Source organism: Kosakonia pseudosacchari (assembly GCF_900184035.1).
GTDB lineage: Bacteria > Pseudomonadota > Gammaproteobacteria > Enterobacterales > Enterobacteriaceae > Kosakonia > Kosakonia pseudosacchari.
Window position 1 is genome coordinate 54833 of sequence record NZ_FXWP01000013.1, and the last position, 18530, is coordinate 73362.

Annotated in this window: 19 protein-coding genes; 7 read left to right on the top strand and 12 right to left on the bottom strand. The window is 56.6% G+C overall.

Translation table 11 applies throughout. From position 1 onward, the window contains the following. The first annotated feature begins 63 nt into the window (after positions 1 to 63). Positions 64 to 477: a Cu(I)-responsive transcriptional regulator gene (gene cueR / locus BN2591_RS10225; protein WP_086872116.1), complete on the top strand. Its 414-nt coding sequence runs from the start codon at positions 64 to 66 to the stop codon at positions 475 to 477. Here the strand turns inward: cueR and BN2591_RS10230 are convergent. The 7 genes from BN2591_RS10230 to tesA form a co-directional block, all read right to left on the bottom strand. Next, entirely contained in the window at positions 428 to 1165 is a 738-nt protein-coding gene (locus tag BN2591_RS10230) for a DUF3142 domain-containing protein (RefSeq protein ID WP_086871169.1), read from the bottom strand. The two genes, cueR and BN2591_RS10230, sit on opposite strands and share 50 nt — an antisense overlap. Then, entirely contained in the window at positions 1135 to 3327 is a 2193-nt protein-coding gene (locus BN2591_RS10235) for a PA5441 family protein (RefSeq protein ID WP_086871171.1), read from the bottom strand. Before BN2591_RS10235 ends, BN2591_RS10230 begins: the two co-directional genes overlap by 31 nt. Before the next feature lie 22 nt (positions 3328 to 3349). Continuing rightward, on the bottom strand, positions 3350 to 3811 hold the full coding sequence (locus tag BN2591_RS10240) for an NfeD family protein (protein ID WP_065369131.1): 462 nt from the start codon (positions 3809 to 3811) through the stop codon (positions 3350 to 3352). Next, positions 3808 to 4722 carry an SPFH domain-containing protein gene (locus BN2591_RS10245; RefSeq protein ID WP_017455696.1) on the bottom strand — a complete coding sequence of 305 codons (915 nt, stop codon included), beginning with the start codon at positions 4720 to 4722 and terminating at the stop codon, positions 3808 to 3810. Before BN2591_RS10245 ends, BN2591_RS10240 begins: the two co-directional genes overlap by 4 nt. A gap of 84 nt (positions 4723 to 4806) precedes the next feature. Next, entirely contained in the window at positions 4807 to 5661 is an 855-nt protein-coding gene (locus BN2591_RS10250; RefSeq protein ID WP_086871174.1) for a co-chaperone YbbN, read from the bottom strand. A gap of 61 nt (positions 5662 to 5722) precedes the next feature. After that, positions 5723 to 6493, bottom strand: a complete 771-nt coding sequence (locus tag BN2591_RS10255) for an SDR family oxidoreductase (RefSeq protein ID WP_086871176.1) — start codon at positions 6491 to 6493, stop codon at positions 5723 to 5725. 28 nt (positions 6494 to 6521) lie between these two features. Then, positions 6522 to 7145, bottom strand: a complete 624-nt coding sequence (gene tesA, locus BN2591_RS10260) for a multifunctional acyl-CoA thioesterase I/protease I/lysophospholipase L1 (RefSeq protein ID WP_162494949.1) — start codon at positions 7143 to 7145, stop codon at positions 6522 to 6524. On the opposite strand from tesA, the gene ybbA reads away from it, so the two are divergent. From ybbA to BN2591_RS10290, 6 genes are all read left to right on the top strand, one after another. Further along, positions 7116 to 7802, top strand: coding sequence for a putative ABC transporter ATP-binding protein YbbA (ybbA, locus tag BN2591_RS10265; protein ID WP_086871180.1), 687 nt, complete (start codon positions 7116 to 7118; stop codon positions 7800 to 7802). The two genes, tesA and ybbA, sit on opposite strands and share 30 nt — an antisense overlap. Then, positions 7799 to 10213, top strand: coding sequence for a putative ABC transporter permease subunit YbbP (gene ybbP / locus BN2591_RS10270; RefSeq protein ID WP_086871182.1), 2415 nt, complete (start codon positions 7799 to 7801; stop codon positions 10211 to 10213). Before ybbA ends, ybbP begins: the two co-directional genes overlap by 4 nt. Before the next feature lie 198 nt (positions 10214 to 10411). Next, positions 10412 to 11557 (top strand): porin, encoded by a 1146-nt coding sequence (locus BN2591_RS10275; RefSeq protein WP_086871184.1) that lies wholly within the window; start codon positions 10412 to 10414, stop codon positions 11555 to 11557. A gap of 301 nt (positions 11558 to 11858) precedes the next feature. Further along, entirely contained in the window at positions 11859 to 12695 is an 837-nt protein-coding gene (locus BN2591_RS10280) for a MetQ/NlpA family ABC transporter substrate-binding protein (protein WP_086871186.1), read from the top strand. A 57-nt stretch (positions 12696 to 12752) separates the two neighbouring features. After that, on the top strand, positions 12753 to 13775 hold the full coding sequence (gene sfbB / locus BN2591_RS10285) for a virulence-associated ABC transporter ATP-binding protein SfbB (protein WP_086871189.1): 1023 nt from the start codon (positions 12753 to 12755) through the stop codon (positions 13773 to 13775). After that, on the top strand, positions 13768 to 14427 hold the full coding sequence (locus BN2591_RS10290; RefSeq protein WP_086871191.1) for a methionine ABC transporter permease: 660 nt from the start codon (positions 13768 to 13770) through the stop codon (positions 14425 to 14427). Before sfbB ends, BN2591_RS10290 begins: the two co-directional genes overlap by 8 nt. Here the strand turns inward: BN2591_RS10290 and mnmH are convergent. From mnmH to ppiB, 5 genes are all read right to left on the bottom strand, one after another. Further along, positions 14424 to 15503, bottom strand: coding sequence for a tRNA 2-selenouridine(34) synthase MnmH (gene mnmH, locus BN2591_RS10295; RefSeq protein WP_086871193.1), 1080 nt, complete (start codon positions 15501 to 15503; stop codon positions 14424 to 14426). The two genes, BN2591_RS10290 and mnmH, sit on opposite strands and share 4 nt — an antisense overlap. Before the next feature lie 90 nt (positions 15504 to 15593). Next, complete coding sequence (gene purK / locus BN2591_RS10300; RefSeq protein ID WP_086871195.1) at positions 15594 to 16661, bottom strand: 5-(carboxyamino)imidazole ribonucleotide synthase; 1068 nt, start codon at positions 16659 to 16661, stop codon at positions 15594 to 15596. After that, positions 16658 to 17167, bottom strand: a complete 510-nt coding sequence (gene purE, locus BN2591_RS10305; RefSeq protein WP_086871197.1) for a 5-(carboxyamino)imidazole ribonucleotide mutase — start codon at positions 17165 to 17167, stop codon at positions 16658 to 16660. Before purE ends, purK begins: the two co-directional genes overlap by 4 nt. 128 nt (positions 17168 to 17295) lie before the next feature. After that, positions 17296 to 18018: a UDP-2,3-diacylglucosamine diphosphatase gene (gene lpxH, locus BN2591_RS10310; RefSeq protein WP_086871199.1), complete on the bottom strand. Its 723-nt coding sequence runs from the start codon at positions 18016 to 18018 to the stop codon at positions 17296 to 17298. A gap of 3 nt (positions 18019 to 18021) precedes the next feature. Then, the gene (ppiB, locus tag BN2591_RS10315) at positions 18022 to 18516 is read right to left on the bottom strand and encodes a peptidylprolyl isomerase B (RefSeq protein WP_020456843.1); all 495 of its coding nucleotides are present in this window, start codon (positions 18514 to 18516) and stop codon (positions 18022 to 18024) included. Positions 18517 to 18530: the final 14 nt, after the last annotated feature.

Here is an 18530-nt window from a genome sequence, read left to right on the forward strand (position 1 = left end):
TTGTTTTATTACATGGCGGCCATTTATAGTGATTATCTCAGCTTCTGGCAGCAAGGGGGAAACGTGAATATCAGCGACGTGGCAAAAAGAACCGGTTTAACCAGCAAAGCGATTCGCTTCTATGAAGAGAAAGGGCTGGTGACACCGCCGCTGCGCAGCGAAAATGGCTACCGCAGCTACAACCAACAACACCTGAATGAGTTGACGCTGCTGCGCCAGGCACGGCAGGTAGGGTTTAATCTCGAAGAGTGCGGCGAGCTGGTGAATCTGTTTAATAACCCGGCCCGCCACAGCGCAGATGTCAAAGCGCGCACGTTACAGAAAGTGGCCGAGATCGAGCGGCATATTGGCGAACTGCAACAGATGCGTGTGCAACTGCTGGCACTGGCGGATTCCTGCCCCGGCGACGATAGCGCCGATTGCCCGATTATTGATAACCTTTCGGGCTGCTGCCACCACGCGAAGGGTTCAGCATAAATGTCACCGTGCCGCGATACCACGGGGACGCGGCGAGTTGCTGCTCTTCGCTTATGTCACGCGCGCCGTTCTGCACCAGCCCCAGTTTAAACGGGATGCGTAACGCTAACAGTGCGGGAAGATAGGCGGTGTAATTCGCCACGGTACTGCGCCCCTGATAGCTCTGCACGACCAGTTCATCCACCGGCAGCGCGTTAAGGGTTTGCACACTGCCGGTTTTCGCCCAGTCCAGTAACCCGGTAACGCCCAGCGCGTAGTCTGCTGGTAGCGTCTGGCGTAGACGATGCAAAAAGCGCGCGTAATCGCCAAGGCGATGAGTAGCAGCATCGAAATCCACCTGCAACCCGACGACATGATTGCCCGCTGCTTGCCAGCGAGCTAACAGCCGGGTAAGACGTAACAACAACGCATCCGGCACGTCCAGCGTGGTAAAACGCACCGTGAGCCAGATGCGTGGAAAGGTCAGTTGGTTGACCGGCAGCCCTTTACGCTCAAACACCGTTTGCCCGGCAGCAGTGACGACATCGCCCTGATGCAGATAGACAATATCGGCGTTACGCAGCGTTTGCGTGGGCCGCACACCAGACCACAACCAGTACGCCTGCTCCCGCTGAGTTGCTAACGCAACAGGCGACAGCAGCGCGCCTGCCAGCGCCATTACCAGTAGTATTTGAGCGCTTTGGCCCATACGCTTCCCGGATAACGGCTTTTCAGTTGCTGGAACCATGCTTTACGCACCGATTTATCCACGTCTTCGCCGCCGCAATCGTTATAACCGGAGGGGGCATAACACATCACGGCGCGATACAGCGCGTAACTCTTATCTTCCGGCTCGGCTTTCGCGTCGTTAATAACCTGCTGATACCAGGCCAGACGGTGCGCGACGCCGGGCGCAGATTCCAGTTTTGTTGCGTCGTCCAGCGCGTCATTACCCCACAGGTCGGTCTCCCGGTTAACGCGGGTTTGCGTGATGCGGAAAAACTCGCCCAGGCAGTTCAGCGCATGGCCATCCTGCGCTTTCTGGCTCAGGGTAGTGACCGTTTTTTCCAGCGCAGCGCAGAAGTAAACGCTCTCTTTGTCGGTGCCTTTCCAGCCAAATGCGCTCAGGTTGACGTCATCAAACGCTTCGCCCGTGACCGGCGGTGCGATCGCGGCGATCAGTTTTTTGTCTTGTAACCAGTCGACGTAATGCCCTTCGGTTAAATCTCGCGTCAGCAACGTGTGCAGCGCAATGGTGCGCTCTTCGTTATTCGGGCCACTGCTGGCCTGCTGGCGCAGCAACTCGCGTGGCGCTTTAGTTTTCAGCACCAGGGAGCGATAACGCAGATTCGTGACCTTGCTGTCTGGGGCAAAAATCTGCGCCAGCGCGTCGCTTTCTACCAGCGTTGCCGCCAGTTTGGCCTGCAGCAACTGCTGCTGTTCGACATCTTTACTCAGATCCAAAAGATGTAACCAGTGCGCTTTGGCGTCCGGCCACTGCTTTTGCGCCATCAGCGCTTCGCCGTACAGCACTTGCTCGCTAAAGGCGAGGATATTGCGCGGCGGCAGGGTTTGCGCCGGGGTGATAGCGCTGCGCACGGTGGCGTAATCCTGCTTGCTGAAAGCCAGCTTCAGACGCAGGTAATTCCACAGGTCACTGCGTTTATTTTTGTCGAAATCGGCTTTGATACTGTCGAGCCAGGCTTGATCGATACAGGGATGCTTTTCATCGCATTGGTTATCGCGCAGACGGCGCAGCGTCAGGATAAATGTCATCAGCGAGGCATCCGGTGTGCTGATAAAGTTGTCACCACCCCATTCGAGAAGTTTGTTGTCGCTTTCATTCACCAGCGCGATTAACGCATCACCGCTGGCCGTCTGTGACAGCGCCTGTTCATAGAGCGCCGCCAGCGCGTTCCAGTCCTGCAAATACCAGTTGATGCGGCGCAACATCCCCTGCGCCGATTCTGCGTAGCGACCCTGCGGCCAGCTTTTCAGATAATGAAGCGCCGCATCCCGCGCTTTCTGCGCCTGGGCTTTGTCCACTTTTGTAACGTCGAAATCGCCATATTCACCGTTAGCATTGGCGCTACTGGCGTTGAGCGCGGTGCGCATCAACATATAGCTGGCCGTTTCGGCAAGCCACGGCTGCGGGCTGCTGGCCAGCGCGGTAAAAGCTTGCGCGGCGGCCGCATAATCACCGGCATAGAACGCATTAGCGCCCTGTAAATAGGTACGGAAACCGAGAGCGGCAGAACCTTCCGGGAAGCTCAGCGAATTGATGATCACTACACCGCTACCATTTGCCGCCATCCGCGCTTTCGCCAGCGCCAGGCGCTGTTCCGGCGTCAACGCCGTTTCGTCCAGCAGGGCGGCGAAAAAGCCTGAAAGTGTCTCGTTATTGCGCGACACAAAGCGGTTTTCCAGCTCATCGGACGCAAAATCTTCGCCAGTTGCTGTTTGCGCCGTGTCACCTTCGGCAATCAGGCGTAATAGCGCCGGAGGAATTTGATCATCAGGTTTGATGCCCAGCGCTTTCATTTGCTGGCGCAGGGCGTCGTCACTGGAAATCGGTTCCGCCGTTGCCATCGGGGCGGTAGTGTCATCGTGATGAACACCGAAATAGAAGCTTCGGCTGCGCGTGAAATCTTGCGGCATGGGCTGGCGCAGCGGCAAAAATCCTTTTTGCTCATCCACCAGACGCAGCAGGTTATCGCGAGTGTCTGTATCAATGCCCAGCACCGGCGGGCTGGTGACGAAACATCCTGAGCTCCCCCAGGTGCAGCTATCGATATCAGACGACGCCAGCGCGGGGGCGCTGGCGGTAAAAGAGAGGCACAAGCCCAGCGCGAGGCGGCTGCGTTTTATCATTCCCTGAATCCTTGCGTTAGGGTTATTCGTTTACGGCTTTGATGCGCAAGGTGATGCCTTCAACGGCTGTCACCTCAACGCGCGTTCCGGCAGCGAGATCGTCGTCGGCGCTGACCGGCCACGAACTGTCGCCCACGCGCATATGGCCCCGACCATTCACCAGCGCGTTATCAAGCTGGAAGCGGCGGCCTATGAGTTGTTGTCCACGCAGGTTCAGCGACGCATCGGCAGGTTTTTGCTGTTTTACCCGCCGCGAAAGCCACTGCCACCACAGCCAGGCGGCCAGCATGGTCAGTACGGCGAACAGTACACCTTGCCACTCCCAGCCGAAGGGAATAACCCACGCCAGCAACCCGGTGACTACCGCCGCAACGCCGCTCCACAATAGATAGCCGTTACCGCCCAGCATTTCCGCAGCCAGCAACAGGCCGCCGAGCACCAGCCAGGCAAGGTGTGTATGTTCGAGCAGCAGGGCGGCAATCATTTTTTACGCTCGCCGGCGCTGTCTTTCACCAGTTCGGCGATGCCGGCGATCGAACCCATCAGGCTGCTGGCATCCAGCGGCATCATCACCACTTTGCTGTTGTTCGCCGAGCCGATTTGTTGCAGCGCGTCGGTGTATTTCTGCGCCACGAAGTAATTCACCGCCTGAATATCCCCGGCGGCGATCGCTTCAGATACCATCTGCGTGGCGCGAGCTTCTGCTTCTGCCGAACGTTCACGCGCTTCCGCCTGCAGGAACGCTGACTGGCGATCGCCTTCCGCTTTGAGGATCTGCGACTGTTTTTCCCCTTCGGCTTTCAGGATCTCCGCCTGGCGGATCCCTTCGGCTTCAAGAATATAAGCACGCTTGGTCCGTTCCGCTTTCATCTGCGCGTTCATCGAGGCAATCAATTCCGCTGGTGGGCGCACGTCGCGAATTTCAATACGGGTAACTTTCACGCCCCACGGATTGGTGGCTTCATCGACAATATGCAGCAGGCGGGTGTTGATGCTGTCGCGCTGCGAGAGCATTTCGTCCAGCTCCATCGAGCCGAGCACGGTACGGATGTTGGTCATGGTCAGGTTGATGATCGCCAGCTCCAGGTTGCTCACCTCATAGGCGGCACGAGGCGCGTCGATGACCTGAATAAAGCACACGGCGTCAATGGTGACATTGGCGTTGTCTTTGGAAATAACTTCCTGCGAGGGGATATCGAGAACCTGTTCCATCATATTGATCTTACGACCAATACGATCCATAAACGGCACCACCAGGCTTAAACCTGGCTGCAGCGTGCGGGTGAAACGGCCAAAGCGTTCCACCGTCCACTGGAAGCCTTGCGGTACGATTTTCACGCCAGAAATAACCACCACCAGCGCGACGAAGATAAGAACCAGAATGACGATTGGCATCAAAAAAACCTCCTGTTTAATTTGATGCCATCTTAGCCCGAATTAGCGATGAAAACAGCGCGATCGCCAAATTTAGCAGGGAAATTAGTAGAGCAGGGAGTAAAGCTGGCGGCGGTATTTCGATGCCAGCGCGTCGCCGGTGCCGAGCGCGGCGAGGATCTCTTGCAGCATTTTGCGCGCTTCGCCGTTGGCAGCGCTCAGATCTTTACGCAGGTGGCTAAACAGCAGTTCCAGCGCTTCTTCGTTGCGGCCCACCTGGTGCAGCTGCAATGCCAGTTGGGTTGCCAGCAGCGCGTCCTGCGGGTTGTCTGCAACCTGTTGTTGTAGTTGCTGAATTTCCGGCGTATCGGCGGCTTTTTTCAGCAGTTCGATCTGCGCGATAAGCCCCTGGTAACGGGTATCTTGATCCTGTAACGGAACCGTTTTCAGCGCCGCTTCGGCTTCATCCGCACGGTTTAACACAATCAGCGTTTCCGCCAGCAGCAGAGTGATTTCGCTGTTTTGCGGCGCCAGTTGGCTGGCCTCTTTCAGCAGCGGCAGCGCGTCGATGTGCTTGCCTTCCTGCATCAGTTGCATGGCTTGTTGCGCTTTCAGCTCCTCTTCGCGCGGCAGCACTTTATCCAGCAGCGCGCGAATCGCTTCTTCCGGTTGCGGCCCCTGGAAACCGTCAACCGGCTGACCATTCTGGAACAGATAAACAGTAGGAATGGCGCGTAAGCCAAACTGCGATGCCACCATCTGCTCTGCGTCGCAATCGACTTTCGCCAGGATAAATTGCCCGTTGTACTGGGTGGCGAGGTTCTCCAGCACCGGCGTCAGCTGCTGACAGTGCTGGCTGCGTTCGGACCAAAAATAGAACAGCACCGGCGTGGCAACGGATTGCTCAAGCACCTGTTGCAGGTTCATTTCGGTAATATTGACAATATTCTGTGCAGACATACTAAGTTCTCTTTATTTCACTGTTTCGTCATACATGGGGGAGAGGCTTCGCGCCTTCAACTCACCCGTGCAAAATTTTATCCATCATGCGCGTCGGCAGCAGGCGTTTTAAAAAGGTAACCGCCCATGTCACCAGCGTTACCGGGTAGCGCAATTTCGGGTTGTTGCTCTCAAAAGCATGGCGCACTTTGGCGACGACTGCTTCCGGCCCCAGCGTAAAACGTGCGGCGATACCAGGGTTTTCCACCGGTTTATCGCTTTGCGTCTGGTTGACGTTGTCGGTAAAGCGCGTGCGAATCGGGCCGGGTTCAATCAGGCTCACTTTGATCCCCGTATGGCGTAGCTCCATTCGCAAAGCATCGGACCAGGCTTCCAGCGCATACTTGCTGGCGGCATAAGCGCCGCGCCCTGGCGTTGAGATCAGACCCATCACCGAGGAGGTCATGACAATGCGCCCCTCGTCGTGCGGCAGCATCGCAGGCAGCAGCAGCATAGTGAGCTGGTGGGTGCCAAAAAAGTTACTGGAAAACTGCTGTTCCAGCTGTTCGCGGCTGATGGTATCAAGCGGGCCATAAACACCGTATCCGGCGTTATTGAAAATCCCGTACAGACGATTGTCGGTCAGCGCTATCACTTCAGCGGCGGCGCGTATCACGCTTTGCGCGTCGTCAAGATCGAGCAAAATGCCGGTAAAGCCTTCGCTTGCCATCCGGGCGACATCGTCCGGTTTACGGCAGGCCGCCAGCACGCGAAAACCCTGACGCTTCAGTTCGCGTGCGCTTTCCAGCCCGATACCGCTGGAACATCCTGTTATTAAGACTGCTTTTTGCATAACTTTACCTGGGGGCGTGCCTGAACAATCAGGAGTCGTGGTTAACTAAAGGCGCCAGTCGCGTTGCCATCCAGTCTGCGATAAACGGCTGCGCATCGCGGTTGGGATGGATGCCATCATCCTGCATCCATTGCGGTTTCAGATAGACCTCTTCCATAAAAAATGGCAGCAGAGGAACATCCAACTCCTTGGCAAGCTTAGGATAAATGGCGCTAAAGGCTTCATTATAGCGGCGACCGTAGTTGGCAGGGAGCCGAATTTGCATTAACAGCGGTTGCGCGTTGGCGGCTTTCACCGCCTGCACTATCTGCCGCAGCGTTTGCTCTGTTTGCTGCGGCGCGAAACCGCGCAGACCATCATTACCGCCCAGCTCCACCAGCACCCAGCGCGGTTGATGCTCTTTGAGCAGTGCAGGCAGGCGCGCCATCCCTTGCTGCGAGGTGTCGCCGCTGATGCTGGCATTGATGACCGTCGGTTTTTGCTGCCATTTGTCATTGAGCAGCGCAGGCCACGCGGCATTCGCCGCCATGCGATACCCGGCGCTCAGACTGTCGCCAAGAATGAGTAACGTGTCCGCCGCCGCGGCGCGAAAGGTTAACAAAAGCAAAAACAGGAAGGGCAAATGCCAGCGGAAAACATTGTTGAAGTTCATCATCTTAAGAAGTCCGTCGGTCAGGGGGAGCATGAGCTTTCCATCCTTACCGGAGTTGAGCTGGTTGTCAAACCAGCCGAGACCATCGCCCTGATTGGCGAATCCGGCTCCGGCAAGTCCACCTTATTAGCGATCCTCGCCGGGTTAGATGACGGTAGCAGCGGCGAGGTGAACCTGCTCGGCAAACCGCTGCAAACCATGGATGAAGAGGCGCGTGCGCAACTGCGCGCACAAAATGTCGGCTTTGTTTTTCAATCTTTTATGCTCATTCCCACGCTGAATGCCCTGGAAAACGTCGAACTCCCGGCATTGCTGCGCGGCGAAAACAGCAATCAAAGCCGCAGTAGCGCGAAAGCGTTACTGGAAGAGTTAGGGCTGGGTAAACGGCTGGATCATCTGCCTGCGCAGCTCTCCGGCGGTGAACAGCAGCGGGTGGCGCTGGCTCGCGCGTTCAACGGCCGCCCGGCGGTGCTGTTCGCCGATGAACCTACCGGCAATCTCGACAGGCAAACCGGCGACAAGATCGCTGATTTGCTCTTTTCCATGAATCAACAATACGGCACCACGCTGCTGCTGGTGACGCACGATCCGCAGCTGGCCGCGCGATGCGACCGGCGGTTGCGGCTGGTGAACGGTGAACTGCGGGAGGAAGCATGATAGCCCGTTGGTTCTGGCGCGAATGGCGCTCGCCGTCGCTGCTGATTGTCTGGATGGCGCTCAGCCTGGCGGTTGCTTGTGTGTTGGCGCTCGGCAACATCAGCGATCGCATGGAAAAAGGGCTCAGCCAGCAGAGCCGGGAATTTATGGCGGGCGACAGAGCGTTGCGCAGCTCTCGTGAAATACCCCAGGCGTGGCTGGATGAAGCGCGAAAATCAGGGCTGAGGGTCAGCGAGCAAATCAGTTTTGCCACCATGACCTTTGCCGGGGACACGCCGCAACTCGCCGATGTGAAAGCCGTTGATGACATTTACCCCCTTTATGGCGAGCTGCAAACCAGCCCGCCCGGGTTAAAACCGCAAGCGGGAACGGTGCTACTGGCACCACGATTAATGGCGCTGCTCAATTTAAAAACCGGGGATTCTATTGATGTGGGTGATGCCACATTACGTATCGCCGGGGAAGTCGTACAGGAGCCGGATTCAGGCTTTAACCCATTCCAGATGGCGCCGCGCCTGTTAATGAACACTGCCGATGTGGCGAAAACTGGCGCGGTGCAGCCGGGTAGCCGCGTCAGCTGGCGGGTGAAATTTGGTGGAACGCCCGCGCAGTTAGATGCATACGAAAAATGGTTGCTGCCGCAGTTGAAACCGGAGCACCGCTGGTACGGGCTGGAACAGGATGAAGGTGCGCTGGGTAAATCCTTGCAGCGTTCGCAGCAGTTCCTGTTGTTATCTGCCTTATTAACGCTGCTGCTGGCGATAGCCGCCGTCGCGGTGGCGATGGGGCATTATTGCCGCAGTCGCTACGATCTGGTGGCGGTATTGAAAACCCTTGGCGCGGGCCGGGCGCAATTACGCAAAGTGATTGTCGGGCAGTGGTTAATGGTACTGGCGCTATCAGTGGTAACCGGCGGTGTTATCGGGCTGGTGTTCGAAAGCGTATTAATGGTGCTGCTCAAGCCGGTACTGCCTGCTGCGCTGCCGCCCGCCAGTTTGTGGCCGTGGCTGTGGGCAGTGGGAGCGATGGTGGTGATTTCGCTGCTGGTGGGGTTGCGACCCTATCGCTTGCTGCTGGCGACGCAGCCGCTGCGCGTGCTGCGACGTGATGCGGTGGCCAATGTCTGGCCTTTGAAATTCTACGTGCCGGTGATCTGCGCGGTGGCCGTGCTGCTACTCGCCTGGCTGATGGGCGGCAGTATGCTGCTGTGGGCTGTGCTGGCGGGTGCCGTGGTACTGGCCTTGCTGTGCGGTGTGGTGGGCTGGCTGCTGCTTAATGTGCTCAAACGCCTGACATTTAAGGCGCTACCGTTGCGCCTTGCGGTGAACCGGCTGCTGCGTCAGCCATGGTCAACGTTGAGCCAGCTTTCGGCGTTTTCACTCTCCTTTATGTTGCTGGCGATGCTGCTGGTGCTGCGCGGCGATCTGCTTAACCGGTGGCAACAGCAGTTGCCGCCGGACAGCCCGAACTACTTTTTAATCAATATCGCACCGGAACAAGTGACACCGCTGAAAGCGTTTCTTTCGCAGCACCATGTTGACGCCCAGCCATTCTTCCCGATTGCGCGCGCGAGGATGACGCAAATTAACGGCCAGTCGACGGAGGGCAACCAGGATGAGGCGCTGAATCGCGAACTCAATCTCACCTGGCAGCAGCAGCGCCCGGATCACAACCCGGTTACCGCCGGAAGCTGGCCGCCGAAAAACGGGGAGGTCTCTGTTGAAGAGGGGCTGGCGCAGCGGTTAGGCCTGAAGCTGGGCGATTCCGTGACGTTTATGGGCGATACGCAGGAATTCAGCGCCACCATCAGCAGCCTGCGGAAAGTGGACTGGGAAAGCATGCGGCCAAACTTCTTCTTTATCTTCCCTGCGGGAGCGCTGGACGGCCAGCCGCAGAGTTGGCTCACCAGTTTCCGCTGGCAAAATGGCAACGGCATGTTAACGCAACTGAACCGGGAGTTTCCGACCATCAGCCTGCTGGATATTGGCGCGATTTTAAAACAGGTCGGTCAGGTGCTTGAGCAGGTAAGCCGGGCGCTGGAAGTGATGGTGGTGCTGGTCACCGCCTGCGGCGTGTTGCTGCTGCTGGCGCAGGTACAAGTTGGTATGCGTCAGCGTCACCAGGAGCTGGTGGTTTACCGCACGCTTGGCGCGGGCAAGCGGCTGCTACGAACCACGTTGTGGTGTGAATTCGCACTGCTGGGGCTGGTTTCCGGGCTGGTCGCGGCGATGGGCGCGGAAACCGCGCTGGCGGTGCTGCAAACCCGCGTCTTTGACTTTCCGTGGGAGCCGGACTGGCGGTTGTGGATTACGCTACCATTGTGCGGCGCACTGCTGCTTTCGCTGTGTGGCGGCTGGCTTGGCGCACGGTTGCTTAAAGGAAAAGCACTGTTTCGTCAATTCAGTAATTAATCCCTTCATCAATATTGGCTCAACGAAACGCATGCCGATAATTCTATCGGTGTGCGTCTGTTTCAAAGTGTAAAAGTTCCCCTGGCAATTGTTTACCAGCACAAAACAACAAAAAAACCCCACCAAATAGAAGCTTTTAGACGTTAATATTCCGCCGCTAGTAACTTACTAGTGGTGTCTATCCATCAAGGAAAAACCATGAAAATAAAAACAACCGCTCTGGCGACAGCCATCGGCGCAGCAGTGGCATTGACGTCTTTCGCAACTCAGGCGGAAATTACGGTACTTAAGCAAGATCCGCAGGCCGGTAATCCGTTAAGCCGCCTGAACTTCACCGTTGGTGGTTCTATTCGTCCGCAATTCGATAACATGATGGGCGACGGTGACAAAGGCTCCTTCAAGCGTAATGGTTACGACGGTGGGACCCGTTTCCGTTTCGCGACCGATTACTACCTGTTCGATGATATTAGCTGGGTTAACTACTACGAACTGGGTGTGAACATTCCGGCGCTGTTCGACTGGGATAACCACTATGCAGACGGCGCGCATAACACCACTCGCCGCATGCTCTACACCGGTCTGAAAAGCAAGACCTGGGGTACCATGACCTTCGGTCAGCAGAACAGCGTGTACTACGACGTAGTTGGCGCGAAAACCGATATCTGGGATTACGACATGAAAGCCCAGGCTTCCGGTAACGGTATCAACGGCGATTACGACGGTTCTTACCGTTCACGTAAGATGCTGAAATATAAGAACAGCTTCGGTGATGCTGATATCTATGCATCTTACCTGTTCTCTGATAACGATCTGCTGCGTGGCAATGGCCTGCGTTACAAACGTAAAGGCGGCGGTTCTCTGGGCGTGGATTACCACATTGCCAAAGACCTGACATGGGGTACGGCGTGGAACTACACCCAGGCCGACATGCGTAACGTCAACACTGGCGGCACCGAGACTTACAGCCAGAATATTTATGGCACCGCGCTGAGCTGGACGCCGGATAACTGGACCTTCTCCTTCGGCGGTGGCTGGTACGAAAACTTCCTCACTACTGGTCAGAAAAATATTCACGACTACTTCGCGGGCGACGCGTGGGGTATTGAATACTTTGCCGGATACAAAATCCCGGTTGGACAGTACGCGCTTAAATACGTACAGCCGTACGTAATGGGTGACCGTCTGCAATACACCACCGGTCGTGATTACCAGCGTATTGATAACGGTGTGGGTGTGACCTTCCAGCTGGATTACGGTTTCCGTGTCGATTACGAACACGTATTCACCAGCAGCACCGACGATCTGGGCGACATGAACATCGTTCGTCTGCGTTACGACTTCTAAAAAGTCTGTATTCGCCGGGTTTAATGCTTCGCTTAAATCCGGCAATGCTTAGCAATTAATAGCATAACGAGAAGCCGGAAAACCCATTAAGGGCAGGGCTTTTCGTTATGCTTCATCGCCTTACCCCGCAAAGATCTCCCCGCCATTCAGTGACATAGTTCACAGCATGTTGAATATATTTCAATTACCGCTGCGCTGTGTTTATGCCATCTTATTCAGCAGTCTTATCAATCAGGTGAAAATGGAACGCGCCGCACTGTACGTCGCGTCACACAGCAGCTCAACTCGTTAGGGAGAATTTATGGGACGTCGTCTCAGCTTACGCGCGACCTTCGGCGCATTACTTCTGGCCTGCGGCTTACCGTTTGCTCACGCGAGCAGCGATCCGCACACCATCGTTTTCGGCGTCGCGCCTGGGCCATACGGCGATATGGTGAAACAGGCGATTGCGCCGTCGTTAAAAGAGAAAGGTTATAAAGTGGTGGTGCGTGAATTTAGCGATTACGTACAGCCGAATATGGCGCTGGCGAATGGCAGTATTGATGCCAACCTGTTCCAGCACAGCCTTTATTTTGACAAATTCACGGCCGATAAAGGCCTGAAATTAACCAAGCTGATTACCGTGCCGACGGCGGGTATGGGCTTTTATTCACGCAAAATCAAAAGCCTGGATGAACTGAAAAAGGGCGATATCGTTACGCTCTCCAACGACCCGACCAATCTGGCGCGCGGGCTGCGTTTCCTGCAATCGCTGGATCTTATCACTATCAAAGCGAATATCGACCCGACCAAAGCCTCCGAGCGTGATATCGCCAGCAACCCGAAAGGGCTGGTGTTTAAACCGCTGGAAGCGGCGCAGCTGCCGCGCACGCTGGATGGCGTGACCGCCTCACTGGTCAATGGCAACTTTGCCATTGCCGCCGGGCTGAAACTCTCCTCTGCGCTCAAACAAGAGCATCTGGATGAGAACCTGAAAAATATCGTTGCGGTGCGTACGGAAGATGCCGACAAACCGTTCGCGAAGGATATTGTCGGGGTGGTGAAATCGCCGGCTTACCGCGCGGTAATTGACGATCCAAACAATGTTTACGCGGCGTTCCAGAAACCAGACTGGATGCAGAGCGCGGATAAAAAATAACACTCCGGCTGAGTTGACGGGCAGGCTGCGGCCTGCCTTTTGTCGTTTGAGGTTTGCATGATTGAAATAGAAAAAGTGTGCGTGGATTTCCCCGCAGCGCGCGGCAGTACGACTACAACCCGGGCGGTAGACGATGTCTCGCTGCGCATTGCGCCGGGTGAGATCTTCGGCATTGTGGGCACCAGCGGTGCGGGCAAAAGTACGCTGCTGCGCACGCTAAATGCGCTGCAACGCCCAAGCCAGGGTAACGTCAAAATCAATGGGGTGGCTATTTCGGCGCTGGAAGGCATCACCTTACGTAAAGCGCGTCAGCGTATTGGCATGATTTTCCAGCACTTCAACCTGATGCATACTCGTACCGTGGCGCAAAATGTGGCCTTCAGCCTGAAAGCGGCGGGATGGGAGCGCAGTAAAATCGCTCCGCGCGTGACCGAGATCCTTGAACTGGTGGGGTTAAGCGATAAAGCCAGCCGTTACCCGGTGCAATTAAGTGGCGGGCAGAAGCAGCGGGTCGGTATTGCGCGCGCCATCGCTAATCACCCGGATGTGTTGCTGTGTGATGAGCCGACCTCGGCGCTGGATCTGGAAACCTCCGCCACCATTCTCGCCCTGCTCAAGCAGATCAATGAACAACTGGGGATCACCATTGTGCTGATCACCCACGAGATGAACGTGATCAAATCGATCTGCGATCGGGTGGCGGTGATGTCCGGCGGTAAAGTGGTGGAGGAGGGCGATGTGTTTGATGTTTTTGCCCATCCGCAACACGCCTTCACCCGGCAACTGGTGTCACATACATTGAATCTGACCTTGCCGGAGCGTTTGCAGCAGCATCTTCCGGGGCAGTTATTAAAAATCCTGTTTATTGGCGACTCCGCCGAGCAACCGGTGCTCTCCGACGCAGCGGTGAAGTTTGGCGTCGCGGTGAATATTCTGCACGGCAAAATCGAATACATCGGTGAGCGCGCGCTGGGCATTCTGGTGGTGCAACTGACCTCGGCGGAAAACCCGGCGGCAGTGAGTGACGCCGTGGACTATATTCGCAACCGTACTGCGCAGGTGGAGGTGATCCATGGATGATTTACTGGCCGATCTGAGCCTCGCCTTTGGCGAAACCTTCCAGATGTTAAGTATCTCGACGGTGCTGGCGATTGTCGGCGGTTTGCCGCTCGGTTTCCTGATTTTCGTGACTGATCGGCATCTGTTCTGGCAAAACCGCTCTGTGTATCTGGTGAGCACGGTGCTGGTGAACATTATTCGCTCGGTGCCGTTTGTTATTCTGCTGGTGCTTTTGCTGCCCATTACGCAGTTTTTACTCGGCAATACCATTGGGCCGATTGCCGCATCTGTGCCGCTCTCTGTCGCGGCGATTGCCTTTTATGCGCGGCTGGTCGATAGCGCCCTGCGCGAAGTGGATAAAGGCATTATTGAAGCGGCGGAAGCCTTTGGTGCCAGTCCGCTGCGCATTATCTGTACGGTACTGCTGCCGGAAGCCAGCGCGGGTCTGCTGCGCGGCCTGACTATTACGCTCGTCAGCCTGATTGGGTATTCAGCGATGGCCGGGATTGTTGGCGGTGGTGGTGTGGGCGATCTGGCGATCCGCTACGGCTATTACCGTTATGAAACCCAGGTAATGATCGTAACGGTTATCGCGCTGATTATTCTGGTGCAGATAGTCCAGGTACTGGGGGACTGGCTGGCAAAACGCGCCGATAAACGCGATCGCCATTAAGGATTGTGTGCCGCCAGCCAGGCTGCTACTTCTGTAAACGTGCCGCGAAAGCGAATGGCTTTCGCGCGCTTCTCAAGCTGGTAGCGGTACATCGGATCGTAGTACTCCTCCAGCAGCGGCACGAGCCACGCGAAGTGTTCCTCGGTACTGCCGCTGCGCTGCTGCTGGCCCAGCGCGTTTTCCAGGTGCCGCGTTAATTCCGCATAGCGCTGTAACCCCAGACGGCGGCGAATGGCAAAAAGCCCGTGGCGCAGATATTCCGCATATTGCCGCCAGCCTTCTTCCTCACCGTCGCGGGTGATAAACGCCGCGTGCATCGCGACGAAATAGTCGACGCGCAAACGCTCCAGGCGTTGTGCAAAGGGATCGTCCACCACCACCAGCGGCGATTGCGCCATTCTCGTGCGTACTACCTCTGGCAGGTGGTTCGCCCCAATCGCGGCGCTTTCGTCTTCCAGTAGCCAGAACGCGGGCGTCACTTTCAGTAATGCCGCCGCTAGCTGGTTTTCGAAGCTGGCCTGTGAACGCTGCGGTTGTAACGTCCGGCCAAACGAGGAACCGCGATGCCGGGCGAGGCCTTCAAGATCGATGCCGTTACGCTGCGAACGCACCAGCAACGTTTTGCCACTCCCGGTGCAGCCACCCACCAGCAGCGCCGGGCGTTGCATCTGTTGTTGTGTGGCTTCTATCGCGGACTGGCGCAGCGCTTTATAACCACCGACCACCAGCGGATAGTGAACCTGGCTTTCACGTAACCATTGCTGAACGATATGCGAACGCTGACCGCCGCGGGCGCAACAAAGGTAACCCTGCGGATATTGCGCGCAGGCTTGCCGCCATGCTTCGATGCGTTGTTCACGGGTTTCGCCACTGACCAGTTGATGACCCAGACGAAGCGCGGCTTCTGCCCCTTCGCGTTTATAGCAGGTGCCCACAGCCGCACGTTCGCGGTCGTTCATTAAGGGCAGATTGATGGCGGCGGGCATGGCACCTTTGGCGAACTCAACCGGTGCGCGAACATCAATAAGAGGCGTTTCATCCCGCAGGAGGGCGAGATAATCCGTGGCGTCGTTCATTGGGCTTCCTTCTGCAAAACGCTGGTGGTAACCCCACCAGCGTGCAGATTTTACGCCCCGAACAGGGGAGATCAATTCCCCGGCGGGAGATTACTGCAGTTTTGACTGCGCCCAGGCAATGCCGCTCGCGTACTCCGGCGGCAACAGCGGCACCAGCGCTTCCAGCGTGGCGCTCAGACGGGCGGTGTCATCATCGTTCAGGTTCAAATGACCCACTTTGCGCCCCGGACGCACCTCTTTGTCATACCAGTGCAGGTGTACCAGCGGCAGCTTTAACCAGTCATAGTTCAGATCGCTGCCAATCAGGTTGATCATCACCGACGGGCTGTTAACCACTGGCGGCGGCAACGGCAGATCCACCACCGCACGCAGATGCAGTTCAAACTGGCTGATAGACGCGCCATTCTGCGTCCAGTGGCCGCTGTTATGCACGCGCGGCGCCAGTTCGTTAATCAGTAACCCGCCCGGCGTGACGAAGCACTCCATCGCCATCACGCCGACGTAGTTCAGCTCATGCATGATGGCAGAAAGCATGTTTTCCGCCTGCTGTTGCTGGGCGGCGTTAGCCTGCGGGAAAACCACGCTGGTACGCAAAATGCCATCCTGATGCAGATTGTGCGTCAGCGGGTAGAAAACGGTGCTGCCATCACGCGCGCGCGCGCCGACCAGCGACACTTCACCGGAAAAATTGATGCCCTGTTCAACAATGCACTCGCCGTAGCAGTCGTCCGGCAACTGATCCGTTTCGCCTGCGCGTAAACGCCACTGCCCGCGACCGTCATAGCCCCCCACGCGGCGCTTAACAATCGCCAGTTCCCCCAGGCGGGAAAACACGGCAGGCCATTCGCTTTTATCCGCCAGCAACTGCCACGGCGCGGTAGCCAGTTCGAGGTTGTCGAATAACTGTTTTTGCGTCAGGCGATCGGCAATGATCGGAAACACATCGCGGTTAACAAACGCCGGGTGACGCGCCAGTTCGCGCGTTAACGCCGTTTCTGGCCAGCGTTCGATTTCGGCGGTGATTACACTTTGCTGAAAGGGAACGGATTCCGGGGCGTCGTCCAGCCCGACAGGCCAGACCGCAATGCTGAGCGGTTCACCGGCCTGGCGCAACATCCGGCCAAGCTGACCGTTGCCTAATACACAAACCTGTTTCATGCTGCGCCTCTCGGATCCGGGTTATCCAGCACCTCGTCCGTTTGTGATTGACGCCAGGCCGCCAGACGCTGGTGCAGTTGCGCATCATGCTGCGCCAGGATCTGCGCTGCCAGCAGCGCGGCGTTGGCCGCACCGGCTTTGCCAATCGCCAGCGTTCCCACCGGAATGCCGCGCGGCATCTGCACGATAGAGTAAAGGCTGTCCACACCGCTTAACGCCGCGCTTTGTACCGGCACACCCAGCACCGGCACCAGTGTTTTCGCCGCGATCATGCCCGGCAGATGCGCCGCGCCACCGGCACCGGCAATAATTACCTGAAAACCGTTTTGTTCCGCGCTTTCGGCGAAGCTAAACAGTTTATCCGGGGTGCGGTGTGCGGAGACGATTTCAACATGGTGCGGAACGTTCAGGGTATCGAGGATTTCTGCGGCGAATTGCATGGTGGCCCAGTCGCTTTTCGAGCCCATAACAATGGCGATGCGCGCCGGTTGGTTGCTTGAAGACATACGTCTCAAAACTCCTGTGGGTGTGCTTCAGACTACATAAGAGGGCACAGAGAATAGCATGTAAAACGGGCAAGGAAAACGGTTGCGTAGCGATGTTTCGCGCGTTTGACGCCTGTTCGCAAGCGTATTCAGAACGGGAAATGAATCAGTTCGACATCGCTCTCGCTGACGCGCACCATCGAGCCTTCGCTGTGCCACGCGCCTAAAACGGCACGGAATGCGGGGGCGTTATTCGCGGTGAGTTCATGCACTGCCGGGCGATGGGTATGACCGTGGATCAACCACTGCACCTGGTGTTTTTCCATGGCTTCCACCACGGCGTGCTGGTTTACATCCATAATCGAAAGCGGCTTGCTGCTGTTGGCCGCTTTGCTACCCGCGCGCATTTTCGCGGCAATACGGCGGCGGATAAACAGCGGCAGGGTGAGGAACAGCGTTTGCAGCCAGGGTTGGTGCACTTTGGCGCGAAAGGCCTGATAACCGGTATCGTCGGTGCAGAGCGTATCGCCATGCATAATCAGCACGTTGCGGCCATACAGATTGAGCACCTGCTCTTGCGGTAAAAGCTTCATTCCACAGGCCTGAGCAAAGCGTTGACCGAGCAGGAAATCACGGTTGCCGTGAATGAAATAGCACGGGACGCCGCTATCGACGAGAGCTTTAATCGCGTGTGCTATTTGCTGATGTAGCGGGTTGGGATCGTCGTCGCCGATCCACGCTTCAAACAGATCGCCCAAAATGTAGAGCGCATCGGCTTCACGCGCCGTACCGGCCAAAAAACGCAGAAAACCGGCGGTGATCGCCGGTTCTTCTGTTTGCAGATGCAAATCTGCGATAAAGAGTGTCGCCACCGATTACTCGCTGACGTCCACGCTTTCAATCACAACGTCTTCTTTCGGCACATCCTGGTGCATGCCGCTGCGGCCGGTAGAAACGCCTTTGATCTTGTCAACAACGTCCATGCCTTCAACCACTTCGGCAAATACGCAGTAGCCCCAGCCCTGCATGCTTTCGCCGCTGAAGTTCAGGAAGTCGTTATCCGCCACGTTGATGAAGAACTGTGCGGTAGCGGAGTGCGGCGCCTGAGTACGCGCCATTGCCAGCGTACCACGGGTGTTTTTCAGACCGTTGTTGGCTTCGTTTTTGATCGGGTCTTTGGTGACTTTCTGGTTCATGCCCGGTTCGAAACCGCCGCCCTGAATCATAAAACCATTGATAACACGGTGGAAAATCGTGTTGTTGTAGAAACCTTCACGGCAGTAGTCCAGGAAGTTTTTAACTGTTTCAGGCGCTTTGTCATCAAAGGTTTTGATTACGATGTCGCCGTGATTAGTGTGGAAAGTAACCATTATTGCATCCTGTT

What these genes read in the sequence shown, in the direction of transcription:
- BN2591_RS10230 (WP_086871169.1), bottom strand. Translation starts at nt 1,165, where the DNA reads ATGGGCCAAAGCGCTCAAATACTACTGGTAATGGCGCTGGCAGGCGCG.
- BN2591_RS10235 (WP_086871171.1), bottom strand. Translation starts at nt 3,327, where the DNA reads ATGATAAAACGCAGCCGCCTCGCGCTGGGCTTGTGCCTCTCTTTTACC.
- BN2591_RS10240 (WP_065369131.1), bottom strand. Translation starts at nt 3,811, where the DNA reads ATGATTGCCGCCCTGCTGCTCGAACATACACACCTTGCCTGGCTGGTG.
- BN2591_RS10245 (WP_017455696.1), bottom strand. Translation starts at nt 4,722, where the DNA reads ATGCCAATCGTCATTCTGGTTCTTATCTTCGTCGCGCTGGTGGTGGTT.
- BN2591_RS10250 (WP_086871174.1), bottom strand. Translation starts at nt 5,661, where the DNA reads ATGTCTGCACAGAATATTGTCAATATTACCGAAATGAACCTGCAACAG.
- BN2591_RS10255 (WP_086871176.1), bottom strand. Translation starts at nt 6,493, where the DNA reads ATGCAAAAAGCAGTCTTAATAACAGGATGTTCCAGCGGTATCGGGCTG.
- ybbA (WP_086871180.1), top strand. Translation starts at nt 7,116, where the DNA reads ATGCCAGCGGAAAACATTGTTGAAGTTCATCATCTTAAGAAGTCCGTC.
- tesA (WP_162494949.1), bottom strand. Translation starts at nt 7,145, where the DNA reads ATGAACTTCAACAATGTTTTCCGCTGGCATTTGCCCTTCCTGTTTTTG.
- ybbP (WP_086871182.1), top strand. Translation starts at nt 7,799, where the DNA reads ATGATAGCCCGTTGGTTCTGGCGCGAATGGCGCTCGCCGTCGCTGCTG.
- BN2591_RS10275 (WP_086871184.1), top strand. Translation starts at nt 10,412, where the DNA reads ATGAAAATAAAAACAACCGCTCTGGCGACAGCCATCGGCGCAGCAGTG.
- BN2591_RS10280 (WP_086871186.1), top strand. Translation starts at nt 11,859, where the DNA reads ATGGGACGTCGTCTCAGCTTACGCGCGACCTTCGGCGCATTACTTCTG.
- sfbB (WP_086871189.1), top strand. Translation starts at nt 12,753, where the DNA reads ATGATTGAAATAGAAAAAGTGTGCGTGGATTTCCCCGCAGCGCGCGGC.
- BN2591_RS10290 (WP_086871191.1), top strand. Translation starts at nt 13,768, where the DNA reads ATGGATGATTTACTGGCCGATCTGAGCCTCGCCTTTGGCGAAACCTTC.
- mnmH (WP_086871193.1), bottom strand. Translation starts at nt 15,503, where the DNA reads ATGAACGACGCCACGGATTATCTCGCCCTCCTGCGGGATGAAACGCCT.
- purK (WP_086871195.1), bottom strand. Translation starts at nt 16,661, where the DNA reads ATGAAACAGGTTTGTGTATTAGGCAACGGTCAGCTTGGCCGGATGTTG.
- purE (WP_086871197.1), bottom strand. Translation starts at nt 17,167, where the DNA reads ATGTCTTCAAGCAACCAACCGGCGCGCATCGCCATTGTTATGGGCTCG.
- ppiB (WP_020456843.1), bottom strand. Translation starts at nt 18,516, where the DNA reads ATGGTTACTTTCCACACTAATCACGGCGACATCGTAATCAAAACCTTT.